We start from the raw sequence: 1,220 nt of genomic DNA, 5'->3' as shown, positions 1-1,220 counted from the left end.
GTGCCCATTAAGGTCCTTCTTTCTAATGGAATGTTGAGGTAACACCATTAAAGACCTTGATGGGTTTTTCTGTCCACTTAAATGTTCAACTTAAATTTTACAATCTGCCTTTTACAAATAAAAATCCTGTTGTAGATTACCATAAGGTAATCCATCAACAGGATTTAATATAGAGCCTTTTTTGGTCACTATTAACGTTAACCAATTTTCTTAATTAATTCTCGATTATCTACTGCAATTGCAACATCCAAGGCAATTTGCAAGGAACTTTTGGCAGCCTGTCGTTGTCCACCAACTAATTGCGCTTGACCAATTAAATAATAATAGTTATCTAAAAGGAAGAAAGACTCATTATCACGGCAAATTTGAATTCCTCGCTTAGCGACTTCAATAGCTTCTTTCCATTGTTTTAACTCAATATACAATTCAGCAATATTACGGTAGATCACTTGCCATTGCCGTTGACCACCAGTCATTTGCTTTTCATCAATTAAGCTAACCGCTCTTTGAACGAATTTCAATGCACGAGCTTTGTTACCTAATCGTTCATAAGCCATTGCCATTCCAACAGTTGTCAAAGCCCAGTAAATATTAGCGCTCATTGTTGAAAATTGAGTCAAAATTAATTCGAAATTAAAAATGGCGTCGTCCATTTGGTTATTTTCAACTTGATACATTCCGATAAGATAATAATATCGTTGTTTATCAAACTCATTACCTAAGCTCTTAACTTTAATCTTTGACAAAAGACGCTTAGCTTCTGGATAATTTCCACGAATAATTGCTGTGTCGATTTGATCAAAAATGATGGTCATTGAATTATCATCATCTTCTACAATATCGCTCACTTCAATATCAAGGCGCGCACAAATTGCCGTTAGGATATTCATCTTAGGGATACGATTTTGTTTTTCCATCAAACTAATTGTAGCCTGGGTACAAATACCAACTGAAAGAGCCGTTTGCGATAATCCTCGTTTTCGTCGAACATTTCGTAACTTTTCACCATTTAATTTCATAATATCTCTTCCTTACATTAAAGAATTTTAACTTATCCTTTGATATTTAATTTATATTCAGCTTATCAATGAATATTCATAAAAACGACTAGTATTTAATCTATCACATATAATTATAGCATTAATTATTTCTAATTTTATAACTTTACACGTAATTTGTTAAGACTTGTTGCAGAATTAATCATATTATCTATCAAATAT

The 1,220-nt window shown here is 32.5% G+C and carries 1 protein-coding gene; it reads right to left on the bottom strand.

All coding sequences use genetic code 11. The features are described from left to right. Positions 1-197 precede the first annotated feature (197 nt). Positions 198-1,019 (bottom strand): helix-turn-helix domain-containing protein, encoded by an 822-nt coding sequence (locus H5975_RS08190; RefSeq protein ID WP_178662339.1) that lies wholly within the window; start codon positions 1,017-1,019, stop codon positions 198-200. Positions 1,020-1,220 lie beyond the last annotated feature (201 nt).

Origin of the sequence: Limosilactobacillus coleohominis (genome assembly GCF_016901675.1) — a bacterium.
In the GTDB taxonomy this organism is placed as follows: domain Bacteria; phylum Bacillota; class Bacilli; order Lactobacillales; family Lactobacillaceae; genus Limosilactobacillus; species Limosilactobacillus intestinavium.
The sequence above is the reverse complement of the archived record's forward strand: the minus strand, read 5'-3'. Positions and strand labels throughout refer to the sequence as shown.